The following is a 17,602-nucleotide window of genomic DNA, read 5'->3' as shown; positions in this document are numbered from 1 at the left end:
GATGCATTTCAATGCAAATAATTATATATCATAAATTTCATAAAGTTGATAGATTGTTTTTCCGTGGCACCGGATCGGACCCGCCGTTTCCCCCAGAACGCTCACCTTTTGGTAAGTACCTGTAAGAAAAGTGCATACTTACATCAATCCGGCGAGCCCTTTATACTCTAGAACATACATCAACCCCAAGGAGGAATCATCTTTTGAAAACACTCGTTATCGTAACGCATCCGAACATAGAAGCATCGCTCATCAATAAGCGCTGGGTAGAAGAACTCCGGCAATACCCGGATAAGTATACCGTTCACGAATTACACAAGGCGTATCCGAACGGAATCATTGACGTGGAAAAAGAGCAGCAGCTCATAGAATCGCATCAAAATTTAGTTTTGCAATTCCCCGTCTATTGGTTTAGCTGCCCGCCGCTCCTTAAACAATGGCTGGATGATGTTTTGACTTATGGTTGGGCTTATGGTTCGAAAGGAGGCGATAAACTAAAGAAACGCAAAGTCGCATTAGCCGTATCCGCCGGCATTAAAGAGGAAGATTATCGGGAAGTCGGAAGGTATCGCCACACCTTGGAGCAGCTGCTGGCTCCGTTTGAGACGACGTTCTTATATTGCGATGCCGACTATCGCTCGTTCTATGCTTTCTACGGGCAGGAGAAGGAACCTGGCGGAAACGCGCCGGACATGGAGCCGTGGCCGCCCCAAAGCACATTGGATATAAGCGCCCGGCAGTATTTAAAGTTCTTAGACAACCTATGATGAGTTGATGAACAAATAAGTAAAAAAGAAGTATTTCCTTCTGAAGGAAATACTTCTTTAGTTACATCGGCCGTCGTCAAGCTTCACGCTGTACACCTTCCGGAGCGCTCAAACTGTTCTTCTCTCCCCATTCGCACATCATGTGTAACACAGGTATGAGAGAAAGTCCGCGTTCGGATAAAGTGTATTCCACTTTCGGGGGAACCTGGGGATATTCCGTCCGAACGATAAGATCATCCGTTTCCAGCTCCTTTAACATGATGCTAAGCGTTTTAAAGGATATGGAGCCGATGCTTCGCTTCAGCTCATTATGCCGCATGACCTTTTTTTCCGACAGCCAGTACAGGATGATCATTTTATACTTGCCGCCGATTAAGGACAATGTATATCCAAAGCCGGTGTCTTGGGGTTTCACGCCAGTCGGTACACAGGTTTCGCTTTCCCGCACAAGCCACACTCTCCTTCCGATCTGTTTCCAAAGCTCGGTATTAGGATCATTTTATCACAAATAAGATCCTGGAAACTCAGGAGATTTCCCTTCCGGCATGACAATCAACCAGCCCAGACGTCTTTTACATATTGTCCTGACGACTCCAAACCCGACAGCCAGGCAGCAGCATCTTCAGCATTCACGCCATGACGCTCCTGATAGGAACGAATCAGCGTTTGTTCCACCTCCGGAGCCATCCGGGAGCCGTCGCCGCAAATGTACATTTGCGCTCCGCCCTCAAGCAGCGACAGCAATAACATTCCGTCTTGTTTCATCAAATGCTGAACATAGCATTTCTCCGCTCCGCTTACCCTCGAGAAAGCCGTATGCAAAGTGACCAGCCCCTCCTGCTCTGCCCGCTCAAACTCCTCGCGGTACAGGAAGTCCTGCTCCGGATTCCGGCAGCCGAAGTACAGATGCGCGGCACCCAGCTCTTGACCTGCCTCCCGAAGCGCTTGTCTCGCTTGGATAAATCCCCTGAACGGTGCAACGCCCGTGCCTGGTCCGATCATGATCATGGGCGTGGCCGGATCCTTCGGCAGCGCAAAACCCGACTCGGGAGAGCGTATAAACATCAAGACCTCCGCGCCCGTTTCCAATTCGGCCAAATAGTTCGAAGCAATGCCCCGATATTCTCCCTTGCCGCTCCATGCCCGGTCCCGAACGACGCTAACCGTGATGCTTGCCGTATTCCGGCTAACCTTCGGTGAGCAGGATATCGAATAATATCTCGGCTTCAATGGCGGCAGAAGCTCAAGAAACCGTTCAAACGGCAGCTCGCAGGCTTCATACCGCTCCAGCAGGTCGAGCATGGTGATCCGTTTGGCCCGAACTTCGGCCTGATAGCTCGCTTCCTCTATCAGTTCTTGGAGCTCTTTGGCATGCGGCGGACATACCGTGCTAGCGGCCATTTCCCGTATCTGCGCCCTTGTAGCCGGCTCCTGCAGTTCCACGCTGCGGGACAGCAGATCGTCAAGGCGGACGGGTATGCCGGTCGGCAAATGCGCGCCGCTTCTTCCTTCTGCAGACAAAATAAGGTGGGAGCCCGCGTTCAGTTTGTATCTTCGAAGTACTCGCTGAACCAGTGTCTCCGGATTGACCGGAAGCACCCCCAGATGATCGCCTTCGCAGTATTCCGTTTCCGGCGGGAGCGAGATTTCGATATGCTGCGTGATCCTTCCGCTGCCCTCATACTGCAGATTGCGGCTAAGCACGATACGCCCCGTCACGGCGCGGTAGGTTTCCGCCAGCGGAACGGCGGCCGCCCCCTGGACGAACTCAACGGACAAGGCACTTCGTTTCTGCGCATGGACCGCCGTAACCGGCAATCCGAGTGCTTGCATCAAATCCGGCCATAAATGCTCCGTCCACTCATCGACTTCCCGCTCAAAATCGCCGCTTGCATCACTTTCGCCGCGCTGGAGCAGACGCTGTCCCCCTTTGAGTGCAAGCTGCTCGTCGATGTAGCGGGGAATTCGCTGATACGTGCTTGCCCAGTTATGGTCTCCGCACCCGAATACCGCGTAACGAACGCCCTCAATTTCGGATTCATTCGCGGTCTCCAGCCATTCCATGAATGCCTTGGCATTGGAAGGCGGTTGGCCGTTGTACGATGCAGTGACGATGACTACAACGCCTTCCTTCGGAAGTTTTCCTGCATATTCGTCCAGTGTGCCCACCTGGCTGTCGAACCCTTGGTGCTTCGCAGCATCCGCCACCTCTCTGGCAATTCCCTCAGCCGTGCCCAGATTTGAGCCATACAATGCGAGAAGCGGCGTATGATGGGCAAATGCCGCCGAAGGATCGGACTTGGCATCATCCCGCTTCTTCGATTCGAGCGAAGCAACTTGACCGCCACCCGGTACCAGGAGAGCCGTCCCGCCTTGACGGCTTCGAACCTGAATGCGGAACCCTTCCGGCTTCAGAGTGAGTGTTTCCTTCACTTTCAGCTCATAAGGCTGGTTATCGATCAGTTCGAAATATTTGAGAACCAAACCAAGCACCAGGGTTGCTTCCTGCAGCGCAAACTGCTGCCCGATGCAGGCTCGTTGGCCGTTACCAAACGGTTTGTAGGCGTCATGCGGCACCTGGCTCGGATCCTCGAAGCGTTCGGGTCTGAACGTTTCCGCGTCGTCCCCCCACACCCGCGAGTCCCGATGGAGCCCTGGGATTAGGACGGTCACGCTGTCCCCTTTCTTCATGGGATAGGTTCCCCCGATCGCCGTATCTTCCTTTGCATACAAGGAGAAAGCAGGCGCCGTTGGCCATAAGCGCAGCGACTCGTTGAGTACCATGCGGACATATTTGAGTTCCCTCACCTGGTTATAGGTCGGAACGGGATCTTTCAGTACGCGGTCCACTTCGCTGACCGCCTTAAACAAGGCTTCCGGATTTTTCATCAAATAATAAATGGCAAAGGACAGCAACCCGCTTGTCGTCTCATGTCCGGCGATCAGAAAGGTGATGATCTGGTAACGGATGTTCTCATGATCAAGAGACTCGCCTGTATCGGGATCGACGCCTTCCAGCATATGCGCCAGCAAATCCCCTTCTTCTCCGCCGTGCTTTCTGCGATCTTGGATGAGCTCATCCACAAGGGAGAACATGAACTGGATATCCTCTTGAAACTGCCGTTTCTTTTTAATCATAAACATGTCCTGGATGCCCAGACGATGAAGCTGGTTCATGCCCTCATCCAGCGCCCGCACCATGCTGTCGATAAATGGATGGTTGTCTTCGCGGTAAAAGCTGTTAAACCGGTAATTAAATCCGCAGAGGCCGATCGTATCCAGCGTCAAGCGCGTCATGTCGGCAGGAACGTCCACGGTTTCGTCCGGATTGAGCCTAGCCCATTTCTGGATCAGCTGCATGGCGATATCGACCATTTTGGTGTGGTAGCCTTGCATCGCGCGCTGGCTGAAGCTGGAGAGCAAAATGTTATGGGCTTTTTTCCAGTTGGGCTCCTGCGTGGCGCTCGTAAACAATCCATCCCCTGCGAATGGGCGGACATTCTGCAGCGGTGCCCAGATTCGTTTATCAAACCGCTTCTCGTCACAAGCATCCTTGACATATTCATGTCCCGAAACGTACAGTTCCTTGCGTCCGCCCGGATATTGAAATTGAAAGATCGGTCCGAGCTCGGAGGCAACCTTCACAAGCGATTGGACCGGAGCGGCGGAATCCAGCAGCGGCAGATTGCCGAGCGGACCGTAGGTTTTAGGCTGAGGCACTTCCTTGGTTTGTGTCATGCGATCTCCCTCCATCATCCCTGTTCATCTCTTTGTATTTGCCCATATTCGGGCAGAATAATTCCCGTTTTAGAACCGATTGACCAATTTCGTAATGCGGTCATTTTCATGTAAAAAAGGAGGATTCGACGCGGCATCGTTTGTTTTCACTTACAATGGCTGCCTGATCCTGCCTTTACCCTATCATGATATGGATATCCGCACATCTGCCGGAGGTCCGTAATATCGTATAGGTCCGCTGTTATTCGTTTATTACTTTTCAACCAGGAAGTGACCCGTTATTACAACTTTTGGACTATGAATCCACAATATCGTTTGAACCGATATGGCCATCCCCTTACATGTAAGCTGACATTCACGGATCTATGCTAGTGGATTCAGCCGTGATTCTCATTTTACTTGCTTTAGAGATACGATATGATTAATGCCTATTTTTCCTGCTCTCTTTGGGGGAATCGTGGTCCGTTTGTATTCCTTAAAACCCATCTTTTCGTAGAGTTTCATCGCTGGTATATTCGTATCGGCTACCTCTTCTATTAAAAACTCACGGTATGGGGCAGCTTCAAGAATATGGCCTATGATCAGCGACCCTACCCCCTGTCCACGATATTCCGCGGCCGTCCCCACAAACTCAATCGAACACTTCATCGGAGACGGATTCGCAAGTGGCGTTTCAAATTCCTTTTTCAAAAACATGTGCGCAAGGCTGCCTTTATATAATCCCAAATGCTCTCGCAGCTCTTTTTTGTTGAGTTTCACGGATAAAGAGGTGCCGTCCGAACATGCAGCCATTCCAGCCACTTTGTCGCCGGCAACGGCAACATAAAATTGGTCCAGGTTAAACATGTGGGCAAAGGCTCTGGCGATTTGCTCCTTATCTTTAGAGAAATATCCAAGCCATTGCGAGAACCCATCTGCAAAAATACGGGACATTTGAATTCTTACATCCATTTCTAATTGATCGGCTTTCCTAACTGTAAACATAATCACTCTCCCTCCTTGAACAGGAATAATGTGAGTACGCTCGGTGATGGCATAACGAAGTTGTTTTTCAATATCACTTTCATATCAGCCAGGCCCTGCAATGCCGAATAAAACAACACGGCCATTTCCTGGGGATCTCCGGAACGGAAATCGCCTGACTCCTGTCCCTTCTTAATAAGTGCGGCCGTAGAACGCAACAGCCGACCATTTACCTCTAAAACCTCAGCTTGTTTCCGATTGGCTCCATCACCGGAGAAGAACAGCTGATTCATGAGAATCAGCAAATTGGCAAGCTCTTCCCCATCCTGCATATCGTGATAAATTTCGTCAACAAACTGCGTCATGAGTTTTTTCGGTGAATCAGCGTCTTCGAAGGTTTGGATGATTTGGGTCAAGCCGTTAAGCGCAAATTCAACAAGTTCATTAAACAAGCTGTCTTTTGTTTTGTAATGCCGGTATAAAAGCCCGATGCTGATACCGGCTGCATCCGCTATGTCCTGCACATTCGTGGAGCCGAACCCTTTTTGAACAAAAAGCCGCATTCCGGCGGATTGTATTTTTTGTCTGGTTGCGTTACGCATTTCTTCGTATTGTTCCTTTGTACGTGGCAAGCTGCCCCTCCTTTTTATTGAGTGAGTTTTTACTCATTATAAAATGCTGATCTTGGATAATCAAGCCATAAACGATGGAATTAGCAAATTGGCCCCCAAGAGCAGTAAATCTAACCGCATGATTTCAAGATGATAACCCAAACAAACGGTTGCAGATTCGCAATATATTAAGTCACAGATTTTCGTTGCATTAGAAACTTTTCTGTAAATGTTCACAGAATTTTCACTTACGAGGAGCTTTTCCCCATCCCTATAATTACAAAGGTAACTAGAAAGGATGATGAAAGTGCCAACTACAAAGAAAGAAAATTTCTATTTTGGTATGATGATGTGTGTGGGAATGGTCATCATGATGACCACCTACAATCTGATCACGAACGGATTGATCGGAAACATATCGCTTGCAGCCGTACTCCTGCAGTTTGTTCTGGGCTTTATGATTGCCTTCCTGCTGGAGCTGTTTGTTGTCGGCCCTGCAGCCAAAAAAATCGTATTTTCCATTACTCGCAACAAATCCAGCAAAATGATCATGATCGTGGCAATGGCCTTTTTTATGGTGATTGGGATGGTGACTTTTATGTCCATGTACGGTCTGGCGTCCTCTTACTATGCCGACGGCCTGCCTGGTGAATCGCTGCTTGGAAGCTACTTCTCCATTTTTATTAAAAATTTTGTGTTTGCGCTGCCGCTTCAACTCCTCATTGTAGGCCCGATCGTGCGGTTCCTGTTTGGCAAGCTGAAAGCCAACCGCATGAACGAATCCCTAACGACCGTCTAGAATGTCGGAGTCTTCGCCATACTCATCAATAAAAGCCGCGATATGATCGCGGCTTTTTAGATATCTCTGCATGGAGGATATATCTGTGATCCATTCCTTGCTCTGATTAGCCGAAGCTTCAAATTTGGGCTTCTTCCATGGCTTTACGAACATCATAATCGCGGATATCGATATCCAGCGGCATGCGGAGCGCCAGCTTTGCCAGCTGATACCCTAGAAATGGCCCCATCGTTAGTCCGGACGCTCCCAGCCCGTTTGCCGTCATCAGCCCTTCCCACTCGGGAACTGGGCCGATGACGGGAAGAAAGCCGGGCGTAAACGGACGAAAACCGACTCGCACCTCCTGAAACGTGCTGTCCGCTAAATCAGGCGCCAATGCTAATCCTTTATTCAGGATTTCCTGCATGCCGCCAGGGGTCACCCTCGTATCGTAGTCCTTGATATCATTTTCGTGAGTCGCCCCGATCACGATCCTTCGGTTATCGAAAGCGAGCAAATATTGATCCGAAGGCGGCATGATCACCGGCCAGTCTCCTGTATCAGGATGATCGGACACCTCTACATGCATGATTTGCGCTTTCTGATAGTGAACCTGAAAATGAATGCCTAAAGGCTGCAGCAGTTGTTTTGCCCAGGCGCCGGCACAGACGATGACTTCATCAGCCGAGTAGCGCTTGGATCCGACTACGGCTCCAGTTACGCGGCTCGCCTGATACTGCAGCTCGGCATTCCCGTTTATTAGCTCGGCTCCGTGCCTTTGCGCTGATCGGATCAACGCATCTCGCAGCGCCCGACCATCGACACGGGCAGCGCCGCTGATATGAACGGAATGATAGCCTTCCTGGAGCAAAGGAAACCGTTCACGGGTCTCTTCCTCATTCAGCGGTGTGATCTCTCCGATTTCCGGAGCGTCCGCTTTTCGAGCATGGGCCCGCTCCTCCATCTTACTCATTTTGTTCACATCTTCATGAATGCTCAGGGCGCCGACTTGAGCGTAGCCCGTGTCTGTCTCGCCCTCGCTGATAAGCTCGTTTATGAACTCAGGATAAAAGCGTGCGCCGGCTTTGGCCAATCGGTACCATGCCTGATTCCGCCTCTGCGACAGCCAGGGACATATAATTCCTGCTGCGGCATCCGTAGCCTGCCCTTGATCTTTGCGGTCTATAACGAGGACTTCCGCTCCCATTTTGGCTAACTGATAGGCGGCCGATGCCCCCAAAATTCCAGACCCTATGACTATGACTTTCTTCATGTGTGACATTCCCTTCCTCAAAGCACTGTATCCATTATAGCGAATACAGAAAGAAAGTATAACGCCCGCCATCCAGCTGTTAGGGACGGCCGGCTAATGCATATTTCAGCAGGGATATTTCTTTCATACAAAAAAGCCGCCAAATAGGCGACTTTACATCCATATGATCTAGGGTTGATCTGATGAAATGGTTAATCTTATTTTTCCATGACAGCAAAATAGTTCTCTTCGTCATCCGCAAAATTGAAGACTCTGCCGGAAGGCAAATGTACCACTTCGCCGACCGTGATATTGTGGCTGGTTAAATGACGATGCAGCGCATCGAAATTTTCCGTGAACAACATTAAGGACGGTGTGCCCAAATGTAATTCTGGCGACATTTTGGCTACGAGTTCCTTATCATGCAGAATGATGCTTGTTTCTGCTTCCTTCGTTGGAGCGATTTCAATCCATCTCATTTCACCGTTGTTCTCTTCAGCGATAACTTCAAATCCTAGCATCTCAGTCCAAAACTTCACGGCTTGATCCTGATTGTATACATACACCATAATTTGACCAACTTTGCTAATCATCGATTCTACACTCCCTCGTATAAATAAATGAAATGTTAAACCAGCCTGCTTTTATGACTTCCTTTTCTGTTTATATCCTAACATGCCAAAAACATTCAAATTTCTTTTCAATTGCGAATTAATGTAAAAAAAGCTGCCGCTAATATGCGGACAGCTTTTTTTGAAATTTACCATTTAAAGAACCATGGGCTAGCTAATCCGAACTCCCTCTTCTTCCCGGGATAACCGCCTTGTTTCTTTCTTATGCTTCTTGATTGCCTTCAAGCTCAACGATTTTCGTTGCGACATTTTCGCAAAATGCACGATCATGCTCCACAAACAGAATGGTTGGTGCATACTCCAGCAATAGCTCTTCAATTTGCATACGGGAAATAACGTCAATAAAATTAAGCGGTTCATCCCAAATATGCAAATGAGCCTGCTCACTAAGACTTTTGGCGATCAGGACCTTCTTCTTCTGTCCCCCGCTATATGTCGAAATATCCTTTTCGAACTGGAGCCTCGAGAAATCGAGCTTCCGCAAAATGGATTTAAACAGACTCTCGTCAATTCCGCTGCTCGTGGCATAATCCGACAAGCTGCCCCGAAGATGGGACGTGTCCTGGGATACATAGGATATTTTCAGCTGACGATCCCTGCTGAGATGTCCCGTGTACTGCAGATCTTCTCCGCATATTAATTTCAGGATGCTGGATTTTCCTGATCCGTTTTTACCTGAAAGGGCAATTCGCTCCCCTTGTTCGATCGTGAAACTTACGTTCTCACACACCGTCTTGGAGCCATACGAAATGGATACATTCTCCAGCTCGACCAGCTGCTTTTTGTGATACTCGAGCTGGGAAATCGCAAGACTCTCGGAGCTCTCGATGTTTTTAAGGAGCTTCGATTTTTCCTCAATAGCGGATTGTTGCCGCTGCTCCAGGTTTTTGGAGCGTTTCATCATTTTGGCTGCCTTGTGGCCAATATACCCTTTATCGACTTTGGAGCCGGAATTTCTGGTGCCGTTTTTCGTTTTTTCTACTTCATGCGACCAATTTCCCGTTCTTTTGGCAGAATCGGTTAATCGTTTAATGTCTTTCCTGAGTTTCTCGTCACTGGCAAGCTCAAATTGATCCTGTCGCTTTTTATTTTCCCACCACGCGGAGAAATTGCCCTTTTGAATCTCGATATTGGTTTTATTGATGGACAGGATGTGATCGACACAGTCATCCAGGAATGCTCGATCGTGAGATACCAAAATGTACCCGCTTTTTTTGTTGAGATAGTCGCTGACCGATTTTCTCGCATGCATGTCAAGATGATTGGTCGGCTCGTCGATCAACAGGAAGCGGTTCTCTTTGGTAAAGAGCGCCGCCAACATCACTTTGGTTTGTTCTCCGTTCGACAATGATGCATAAGGCCGATACAGAACATCTTCCGATACCTTCAGCAAGTTAAGCTCGCGCACGATTTGCCAATGAACATACTCCGGATAAATCTCTTCGATTACATCCTGGGTAAGATATTCCTTGTGCTCGACATGGTAAGGGAAATAGTCGAAGCTCACGGCGGACGAAATATTCCCGCTGTATTCATACTTGCCCTGCAGCAGGTTCAAGAACGTGGTTTTCCCTCTGCCGTTTCTTCCGGTAAATCCTAACTTCCAATCGGTATCGATTTGAAAGCTCACATTCTCGAATATAGGATCATAACTGCTTTCATAAGCAAAGGTTAGGTTCGTTACATTAATTAATGACATTTTACTCATTCCTCTATGGTGATATTTCAGAACGAAAAAAGCGCAAATAACACCAGATCCCGGTGCTATCCACGCTAACGTTAACCTAACTATACCATAAAGAAACCAAGCGATTGATCAAGTCATCGCTAAGCATGCCTGTATATGAATATAGAAGGATAAAGTTCCGGTATCTGATTGGTTATGATGTGAACCTTGTCTAGTGTTCCCCGTTTCGACAGGTTCACATAAACATCTACAACCTCTAATTCAGTCATCGCTTTATCCCTCCTCTGCATGATCACTCATTATAGTTCGAATATAAAAAAACTTAACATGAAAACCTCCCATTGGTCAACCGGCTCGGGAGCTAAACCATATCTAAATTCCGAACGAAGGCAAAGGATCATATCCGACTTTCCGATCTTGCGCAAATAGCAGGTTGCTGTTAGGATAATTCGAGTGGCAGCTAGCTGCCTAATCATATGGATCGAAAAGCAGGTGAGCGATTATGAATTTGTTAAAAGAATTTAAAACCTTCGCACTCAAGGGTAATGTGCTGGATTTGGCCATCGGGGTGATCATAGGGGCGGCCTTCGGCAAGATTGTATCCTCGCTCGTGAGCGATATCATTATGCCGGTGATTGGCTTGCTTCTTGGCGGAGTGGATTTATCAGGGCTGAAGGCTACCATCGGGGACGCAACGCTGACTTACGGGGTCTTCCTTCAAACCGTCGTGGACTTCCTGATTGTCTCCTTCTCGATATTCATGTTCATCCGAACGCTCAACCGCTTCAAACGCAAAGAAGAGACCAAAGCCGAAGAACCGCCGGCTCCGTCGAAGGAAGAAGTTTTGTTGGCTGAGATTCGCGATTTGCTGAAACAGCAAAACCAGGCCTCCGAAAAATAATAGTTCCATTAGAACGTGTTTTCAATATGAAAACACGTTCTTTTTTTGACCCAGTACGGCTCGCATGGCGATCCCTGCCCACCTTATATAATATTGACAGATCCGAATCATTAGAATTATAATTCATACTATCCCCACTAAAATAGTATGTATTAAAAATCGGCAAATAACCGTCCAACCTTGGGCTGCCCGGAAAAGGAGAGATTCCACATGCCAAATGTTCAAACGTTTAAAGCTACCGCCCAATTGAAAGAAGGGGTAAAAGTCATAACGAAAGCAAGACAATTCGAGTTTGTCATTGATGAGCCTCAAAGTCTCGGCGGTACCGATACCGGAATGAATCCCGTCGAAGCCTTGCTTGCTTCCTTGGGTGCATGCCAATCGATCGTAGCCCGCGTTTATGCGCCGAAATTCGATGTGGTGCTCGAGGATTTCAGGGTAGACGTCGAAGGCGACTTGGATCTGGACGGATTTTTTAACCGCTCCGAGGTACGCCCCGGATACTCCGACATTCGATATACGTTTTACATCAAGACACCATCGCCCGCCGATAAGGTGGAGTCGTTCGTGGCATTCCTGGAGAGTAAATGCCCTGTGGGCGATACGATTGCTGCGCCGGTGAATCTTAAGCTGAATCGCATCGTCATCGAAAACTGAACTCATGTACATAGAGGGAGGCAAGACATGCACACAGCAGTCCTGCATCCCTCTTTTATCTTATGCTTAAAAACTTGAGTCTACGCTGGGCTCCACCTTCCAAATCTACAATCGCGCCATCTGACCACCTTTGATCTCTAAAGGCTCGCCATCTGCGCTAATCCATACGTTTAAGGCACTGGGGTTATGGATCATCCGGCTATCTGCCGAGAAACGAAGTTGGTCCAACGCACTGCAGTATGCATAGATCTCGGCATTCGTGGCATACCAGATATCATTCCGGCCGCCGATCATGTCCCCGAACCGATCGACGAGATCCCAGTTGCGGTCGTTCTCGAACTCATAACTGTGGCCCCACACGTACAGGATGGTCATTCTAGAGAAAATCTGCTGCATATCCACGAACTTCTCCGCGTATTCCACCATTTCTTTATGATGACAAGTCGGATGCCAACGAAGCCAATCATCGGGCTTATGAAACGAGCCATGACTGTTTACCGTGCGAGCGTATTCCATGCCGACATATCTTAAAAGGCCGATTACTTGTTCACTGTAAGTGCCGAACGGATAACTCATTCCCTTAATGGGGTAATGAACCAGAGCTTCTAACGCTTTCCGGTCCTCTACAACCTGCTCCACCACTTGTTCGGTAGGTATTTGCTCGAGGAAGGGATGATCCACGGTATGCGCGGATACCTCATGCCCCCGGTACAAGGATGCGACCTCCGAAGGTTCGATGTATCCGTCTTTGCCAAGCGTTCCGCTGTTCAAATGAAACGTGCCCCGTATTCCGTACTCATTCAGCTTCTTGACCAATTTCCGATCATATTCGCGGCCATCATCAAAGCTAAGCGTCAGTGCCTTCTTGGCGCCATTCGGAAAACGGTCATATTGTATGCGCATTCAATTCCCTCCCATTTAAGATATTGACTCGCATCATAGCCTATTAAGTTTCATTATACGATGATTGACACCGGGGATTCATCTATTATTTCCTGTTTACAGCATATAGGAATCGACCATAGCCGATCTCAGCCGCATTTTTCATCAGCTCGACATTAAGCCAGGCCGCCAGCTTATGAAAGGGTTGATCCGTGAAAGGCCACATGGTTCGTTCCGTCGAAAGAAACGCATCGTCCGTCAACGCCGCCGCTTCACGTTCCCATCGCAGTCTCAAATCGTTAATCCGCTCTCTGGCCTCTTGAATGCTCCCAGCAGAATGGATATCGTTGCGGGTCATCGACCCGTTTCCGAACGAATGGTTCAGCACCATCGTCCACCAGTAGGTGATATGCCATGTCAACCAGGATATGCTGGGCGGGCCGATATCGTATTCCTCGGATTCCGGCCATTCCGCGCGCCAGATTCCGTATTCTCGATAAACATGAAGCCCCTTCGAGGCAGGCCGCCAAAAAAACTCCTCGTCCTGAAGGCCCGTGAGATGCAAATCTAGCATCTGCCAAGCGATTTGGAACTGGAAATCAAGGGTGTTTCGAAGGATACAAGGCGGTTTAGCCGTATTTTTGTCCTGCATAGTACAACCCTCCGTATTTCGTTTATAATATAGACGTTATTAACTTTCGTCTATTAATATAAGGATATAATAAGCGATTGTTTATCACCGGTCAATCCATGGATCTGAACATCAGCAAACAAAAAAGCCGCAAGGATGCGGCCTATCTGGTGCCCATGCCCGATTCGGATAAACGGGTGGCTTTGACGATATAGGAAGCCAGTCCGGGGATCATCCGTACGATACCGGGATAGAAGCGATTGCTTTTGGCAAAAGCCAGATTCTGAATTCTTCTCGCCCTTCGAAGCAGCTGCGCAAAGGTGCGATTGGCTTCGTGCGTGTACTGATTTTGCCATTGAGCGAAGTTGATTTCTCCGTTTAAATATTTGTCGGTCCAGCCGGAGCACAGCAGAGATGAACGCAGGGCAACCGACATTCCGTCTCCGCAAAGCGGCGGAAGCATCAGCATGGCATCGCCGATGTGCGGATATTGCGACCACGGTTCCGGTCTGTCGGATAAACGAAGCGGGGCGATCGATACCTGGGTGCCCTCAACCGGCTCTCCTTCAGCCAACCGTTCAGTTAACCTGTTGTTCGAGCGTGATGCGGCTTTGAGAATTTCGGGTACCGATTTGCCGCTTCCTTGTACCGAATTCAAGGTCAGCAATGCAGCCACGTTGACCTTCCCATTCTCGACCGGCGATATCCCGACATAACCGCCCTCGCAAAAATACAACTCTACCCTGGAAGGCACTGTGATGCCGGCAAAATGCGACTTTACGCCGACATACACGGTATCATCGCGATATGTTTCGGCTGAAGCAACACCGCGCGGTTTCTTAGTTCCGTAGGCTCCAATGACGGCTCTTGCCTCATACCGAACCTGCTCGTTCCCTTGCCTCGTTTCGACTTCATATCGTTGATCGCCCCGCTTCCGGATCTCGGTCACGGTAGACCCCGTTACAATCTCCGCACCCGCGCTCAAGGCATTCTCATGCAATAGGCGATCCAGCTCGTAACGGCTGATGCCGGTGGCATTACCCGGTAACGGTGCGGTGATGACGCCGCCATGAGGCATCACGATTGAGGCATGATCCATCGCAGCGGGGTTCACCTCCTGGACTTGAAGATGGACACCCAGATATTCCAGCATCTCTCGGGTCTCTGGGGACATGAATTCGCCGCAGGTTTTGTGGCGCGGAAAGGATTGGCGATCCAGCAGGATCGTACGATGCCCCTGCTTGGCAAGCTGCAGGGCACAGCTCGTACCGGCAACTCCCGCGCCGATGACCAACACATCGGCTTGCTTTGACATATGTGAACACCCGCCTTTTAGCTTGCATGAAGAATTTAATCATCGGTTTTGGCAGCCGATTATGGCTTCCTATCGTTTTGGGATAACAACGGAATAGCGGAACAATGGCTTCCATCGATAGGTCAAAGTGGCGTGATTAAGCTGCTCTTTCAGTTCTCTCCAATCTCTCCCTTTAAACCCCTTGGCAACCGATAACGGCCCATCGTGACGAATATAACGATTGCGTGAGATGAGACGCGTTGTGATCCAGACGGCCGCGTAAGGCACAGGATGCCGATGGATATCGTTAATGACGACGCCATGAACGGAGGTTCGCAGCATATGCGACACGATCTCCATGAGCTGCTGTCCCTGAAAATGGTGGATGAACTGGGATCCGGTCACGATATCAGCCGACGCATCAGGCAGTTCCTTAACGTCCGCGCGACGTACATGAACCCTCGGTTCATGACGAAACAGCCGTCTCGCCTCTTCGCAGGCTTCTTCCGTCACATCGACTAAGGTAATGCTCAGCTCCACGCCCATTTGATCCGACCATTGGAGCAGCTTCCGGTTCACATCGCCGGAACCCGCGCCAACATCCATGATGCTAAGGGTATACGGACAGCCGATCGTTTTCCAGAGCTTCACCACGCCGTCCAAGGTCGGGCCCGGTGCCGCGAATATGCGATTCAACCGCCTTAAATGCCGGAGCGCTTCGCTCAGCTCTTCTCCGCCCATGGAGAAGTCATCCATAAGCTCATCTTCTTGTGCCCGGATGGACAGCGTTCTAAAGAAGGACATGGTCCTGCTCCTTAACCGTTGGCGCATAAGCCTTTACATAGGTAAAACGCATAAGCTCCGCCGTTAAGCCAGGTCCGAAAGCCATGGCTACTCCTTCCGTCGAAGCTTCATTCCGTTCTTTCATCTTCTGGCGCATCGCGTTCAGCACGAACATAATCGTCACGGAGGAAAGATTGCCTGCCGTTCTTAGAATCTCCCGGCTGTATTTGGTTTGCTCGTCGGTCAAGCGCATTACTTCCTGCACTGAATCTACGATGCCCCGGCCGCCCGGATGGATCGCCCATAATTCCGGAAGCTTGTCGCCTCCCAGCAGAACACGAAGCTCATCCTCCAGATGAGTACCAAGCAATTTGGGAATACGCGGCGACAGGAAAAGATCAAAGCCCGTATTGCCTACCTCCCACGTCATATCCTCCGTTGAATCCGGGAGCAGGATGGAATATCCCGTGCCGAGCTCCACATAATGCTGATGCTCTGCTTCCGGCTGACCGATGACACAGGACGAGGCACCATCGCCGAAGAATGAGGCCGCAAACAATGCTTCCCTCTCCCGAACCGGCTGGAAGTGAAGCGTGCAAAGCTCGACGCACACGACCAGCGCGTGCGAACCCGGCGCTCCACTCACAACATCCCGCGCCATTTGGATTGCTTTAAGACCAGCGGCACAGCCTTGGAAGATTAATGGCAAGCGATTGACCCGCGGTGAAAGCCCCAGCTTCCGAATCAACAGAACATCCATCCCCGGCTGGTATTGACCCGTGCAGCTGACCGTAATGAGATGCGTAATTCGATCTGGAGACATGCCGGCATCTTTCAATGCCTTCTCGGCAGCCTCCACGCCAAGCGGGAGGGCCTCTCTCTTATATGTATCCATACGCTCTTCGGTTGTCGGAATGACGGACGCGTCATGGGAATGCAAATATCGGCACTTCTCCAAGGGATCCAGATAGTTGGATTCGCAAGTATAACGAGTTTCGACTCCGCAGGATCGAAATACTCTTCGGGCAAAGCGGGCCAGATCGGGTCTGTCCTGCAGCGTGGATGCGATTAATTCTGCGATATCCGACTGAGCTACGGAATGCACCGGCAATGCCGTGCCCATCCCGAGAATCGCGACATCGGATCTACCGTTTGTTTGCTTCATGCTCAAACCTCCTGCAGTCTTGGAATTATACATGATTACCCACCCCGGGGCTTTTTGAACTTGTTTAACTTCTATTTGAGGTTAGGATAACCCGAACATAGCAAATCATATCCAATTCAAACCAAATCACTTGTAAAATCGCATCCGCAAACAAAAAAAACCACGATTCACGTGGTTTTTCAGACTTACCGGTCCTTGTCATCAAAGGAACAAGCAATGGCTGTTGATTCTGAACGGATGAACGTAATTGAGCTTCGGTTATATTACTTGACCGGATTCAGCTTCGTCATCCTGACTTCCCAGAACTTCTGCATGGGCAAGAAGAACCCATTGATTGGATTGGTCGTAACCGGATACCTCGGCAACCACACGATATCGAGGGTACATCCATTCGGGAGGGGTACCGGCTTCCAGAGCGGAGGTGTCCGTCAAACCGACCGCATGCGGCTCTAGCAAATGAATCAAAGTGCCTTGCGGAAAAAAGGCCTCGATCCTGCCTTCTACTCGTGCGCCGATAGGAAACATGCGCTGGATCCGCTGCCAGTCCTCCATCCCGGCAAGAAGCTGCTTCTGCCAGAGCTCTTCGAATGCAGCTTGACTGATTTCTTCATAATAGGGTTCTTTCGGATCAAGTGGATGCTCCGCCAGCAAGAAATGACGGGACTCATGCTTTCGGTTCGACGTGATCCAGCTGCCGTCCTCTTCATGAACCATCTGCCTGTAAGCCGTTCCGTCGAGATCCACTTCAAAATACCAGGTCCCCATTCCCGGTTCCTGGACATCTTTCAGATATTTCAAAAGTCGTCCTCCTATCAGCTGAGCAACCGTTCAAGAAATTCGGCCAAGTTCCGGTAGCGGCTC

Annotated in this window: 17 protein-coding genes; 4 read left to right on the top strand and 13 right to left on the bottom strand. The window is 49.5% G+C overall.

Going from position 1 to position 17,602, the window contains the following annotated elements; translation table 11 throughout:
- Positions 1-203 precede the first annotated feature (203 nt).
- Positions 204-767, top strand: a complete 564-nt coding sequence (locus M1D70_RS14110) for an NAD(P)H-dependent oxidoreductase (protein ID WP_456290195.1) — start codon at positions 204-206, stop codon at positions 765-767.
- Positions 768-843: 76 nt separating this feature from the next.
- On the opposite strand, the gene M1D70_RS14105 is transcribed toward M1D70_RS14110, so the two are convergent.
- From M1D70_RS14105 to M1D70_RS14090, 4 genes are all read right to left on the bottom strand, one after another.
- On the bottom strand, positions 844-1,215 hold the full coding sequence (locus M1D70_RS14105; protein WP_433939608.1) for a winged helix-turn-helix transcriptional regulator: 372 nt from the start codon (positions 1,213-1,215) through the stop codon (positions 844-846).
- A gap of 104 nt (positions 1,216-1,319) precedes the next feature.
- Positions 1,320-4,505, bottom strand: coding sequence for a bifunctional cytochrome P450/NADPH--P450 reductase (locus M1D70_RS14100; RefSeq protein WP_456290194.1), 3,186 nt, complete (start codon positions 4,503-4,505; stop codon positions 1,320-1,322).
- Between the two features lie 390 nt (positions 4,506-4,895).
- Positions 4,896-5,489, bottom strand: coding sequence for a GNAT family N-acetyltransferase (locus M1D70_RS14095; RefSeq protein WP_456290193.1), 594 nt, complete (start codon positions 5,487-5,489; stop codon positions 4,896-4,898).
- 2 nt (positions 5,490-5,491) lie between these two features.
- Complete coding sequence (locus tag M1D70_RS14090; protein WP_456290192.1) at positions 5,492-6,100, bottom strand: TetR/AcrR family transcriptional regulator; 609 nt, start codon at positions 6,098-6,100, stop codon at positions 5,492-5,494.
- 286 nt (positions 6,101-6,386) lie between these two features.
- Here M1D70_RS14090 and M1D70_RS14085 point away from each other — a divergent pair, with 286 nt between their 5' ends.
- Entirely contained in the window at positions 6,387-6,878 is a 492-nt protein-coding gene (locus M1D70_RS14085; protein ID WP_036673873.1) for a hypothetical protein, read from the top strand.
- A gap of 118 nt (positions 6,879-6,996) precedes the next feature.
- Here the strand turns inward: M1D70_RS14085 and M1D70_RS14080 are convergent, their stop codons facing one another.
- The 3 genes from M1D70_RS14080 to M1D70_RS14070 all read right to left on the bottom strand — a co-directional run bounded on the left by M1D70_RS14080 (position 6,997) and on the right by M1D70_RS14070 (position 10,440).
- A complete protein-coding gene (locus M1D70_RS14080; protein ID WP_456290191.1) occupies positions 6,997-8,130 on the bottom strand; it encodes an NAD(P)/FAD-dependent oxidoreductase in 1,134 nt (377 codons plus the stop codon).
- 197 nt (positions 8,131-8,327) lie between these two features.
- Positions 8,328-8,702 carry a VOC family protein gene (locus M1D70_RS14075; RefSeq protein WP_456290190.1) on the bottom strand — a complete coding sequence of 125 codons (375 nt, stop codon included), beginning with the start codon at positions 8,700-8,702 and terminating at the stop codon, positions 8,328-8,330.
- A gap of 241 nt (positions 8,703-8,943) precedes the next feature.
- Entirely contained in the window at positions 8,944-10,440 is a 1,497-nt protein-coding gene (locus M1D70_RS14070; RefSeq protein WP_009595267.1) for an Lsa family ABC-F type ribosomal protection protein, read from the bottom strand.
- 490 nt (positions 10,441-10,930) lie between these two features.
- Here M1D70_RS14070 and mscL point away from each other — a divergent pair, with 490 nt between their 5' ends.
- Together mscL and M1D70_RS14060 are read left to right on the top strand one after the other, a co-directional pair.
- Complete coding sequence (mscL, locus tag M1D70_RS14065) at positions 10,931-11,329, top strand: large conductance mechanosensitive channel protein MscL (protein WP_015735016.1); 399 nt, start codon at positions 10,931-10,933, stop codon at positions 11,327-11,329.
- Between the two features lie 210 nt (positions 11,330-11,539).
- Complete coding sequence (locus M1D70_RS14060) at positions 11,540-11,986, top strand: OsmC family protein (RefSeq protein ID WP_456290189.1); 447 nt, start codon at positions 11,540-11,542, stop codon at positions 11,984-11,986.
- A gap of 105 nt (positions 11,987-12,091) precedes the next feature.
- Here M1D70_RS14060 and M1D70_RS14055 read toward each other — a convergent pair whose 3' ends face one another.
- The 6 genes from M1D70_RS14055 to M1D70_RS14030 all read right to left on the bottom strand — a co-directional run bounded on the left by M1D70_RS14055 (position 12,092) and on the right by M1D70_RS14030 (position 17,539).
- Positions 12,092-12,889 carry a polysaccharide deacetylase family protein gene (locus M1D70_RS14055; protein WP_456290188.1) on the bottom strand — a complete coding sequence of 266 codons (798 nt, stop codon included), beginning with the start codon at positions 12,887-12,889 and terminating at the stop codon, positions 12,092-12,094.
- A gap of 85 nt (positions 12,890-12,974) precedes the next feature.
- Complete coding sequence (locus M1D70_RS14050) at positions 12,975-13,520, bottom strand: DinB family protein (RefSeq protein WP_456290187.1); 546 nt, start codon at positions 13,518-13,520, stop codon at positions 12,975-12,977.
- 142 nt (positions 13,521-13,662) lie between these two features.
- The gene (locus M1D70_RS14045; protein ID WP_009595299.1) at positions 13,663-14,814 is read right to left on the bottom strand and encodes an NAD(P)/FAD-dependent oxidoreductase; all 1,152 of its coding nucleotides are present in this window, start codon (positions 14,812-14,814) and stop codon (positions 13,663-13,665) included.
- A gap of 69 nt (positions 14,815-14,883) precedes the next feature.
- Positions 14,884-15,597: a methyltransferase domain-containing protein gene (locus M1D70_RS14040; protein ID WP_456290186.1), complete on the bottom strand. Its 714-nt coding sequence runs from the start codon at positions 15,595-15,597 to the stop codon at positions 14,884-14,886.
- On the bottom strand, positions 15,584-16,741 hold the full coding sequence (locus M1D70_RS14035; protein WP_456290185.1) for a type III polyketide synthase: 1,158 nt from the start codon (positions 16,739-16,741) through the stop codon (positions 15,584-15,586). The genes M1D70_RS14040 and M1D70_RS14035 overlap by 14 nt, the downstream gene beginning before the upstream one ends.
- Positions 16,742-16,999: 258 nt before the next feature.
- A complete protein-coding gene (locus M1D70_RS14030; RefSeq protein WP_456290184.1) occupies positions 17,000-17,539 on the bottom strand; it encodes a hypothetical protein in 540 nt (179 codons plus the stop codon).
- Positions 17,540-17,602 lie beyond the last annotated feature (63 nt).

It is taken from the genome of Paenibacillus sp. AK002, from assembly GCF_053903045.1.
The sequence above is the reverse complement of the archived record's forward strand: the minus strand, read 5'-3'. Positions and strand labels throughout refer to the sequence as shown.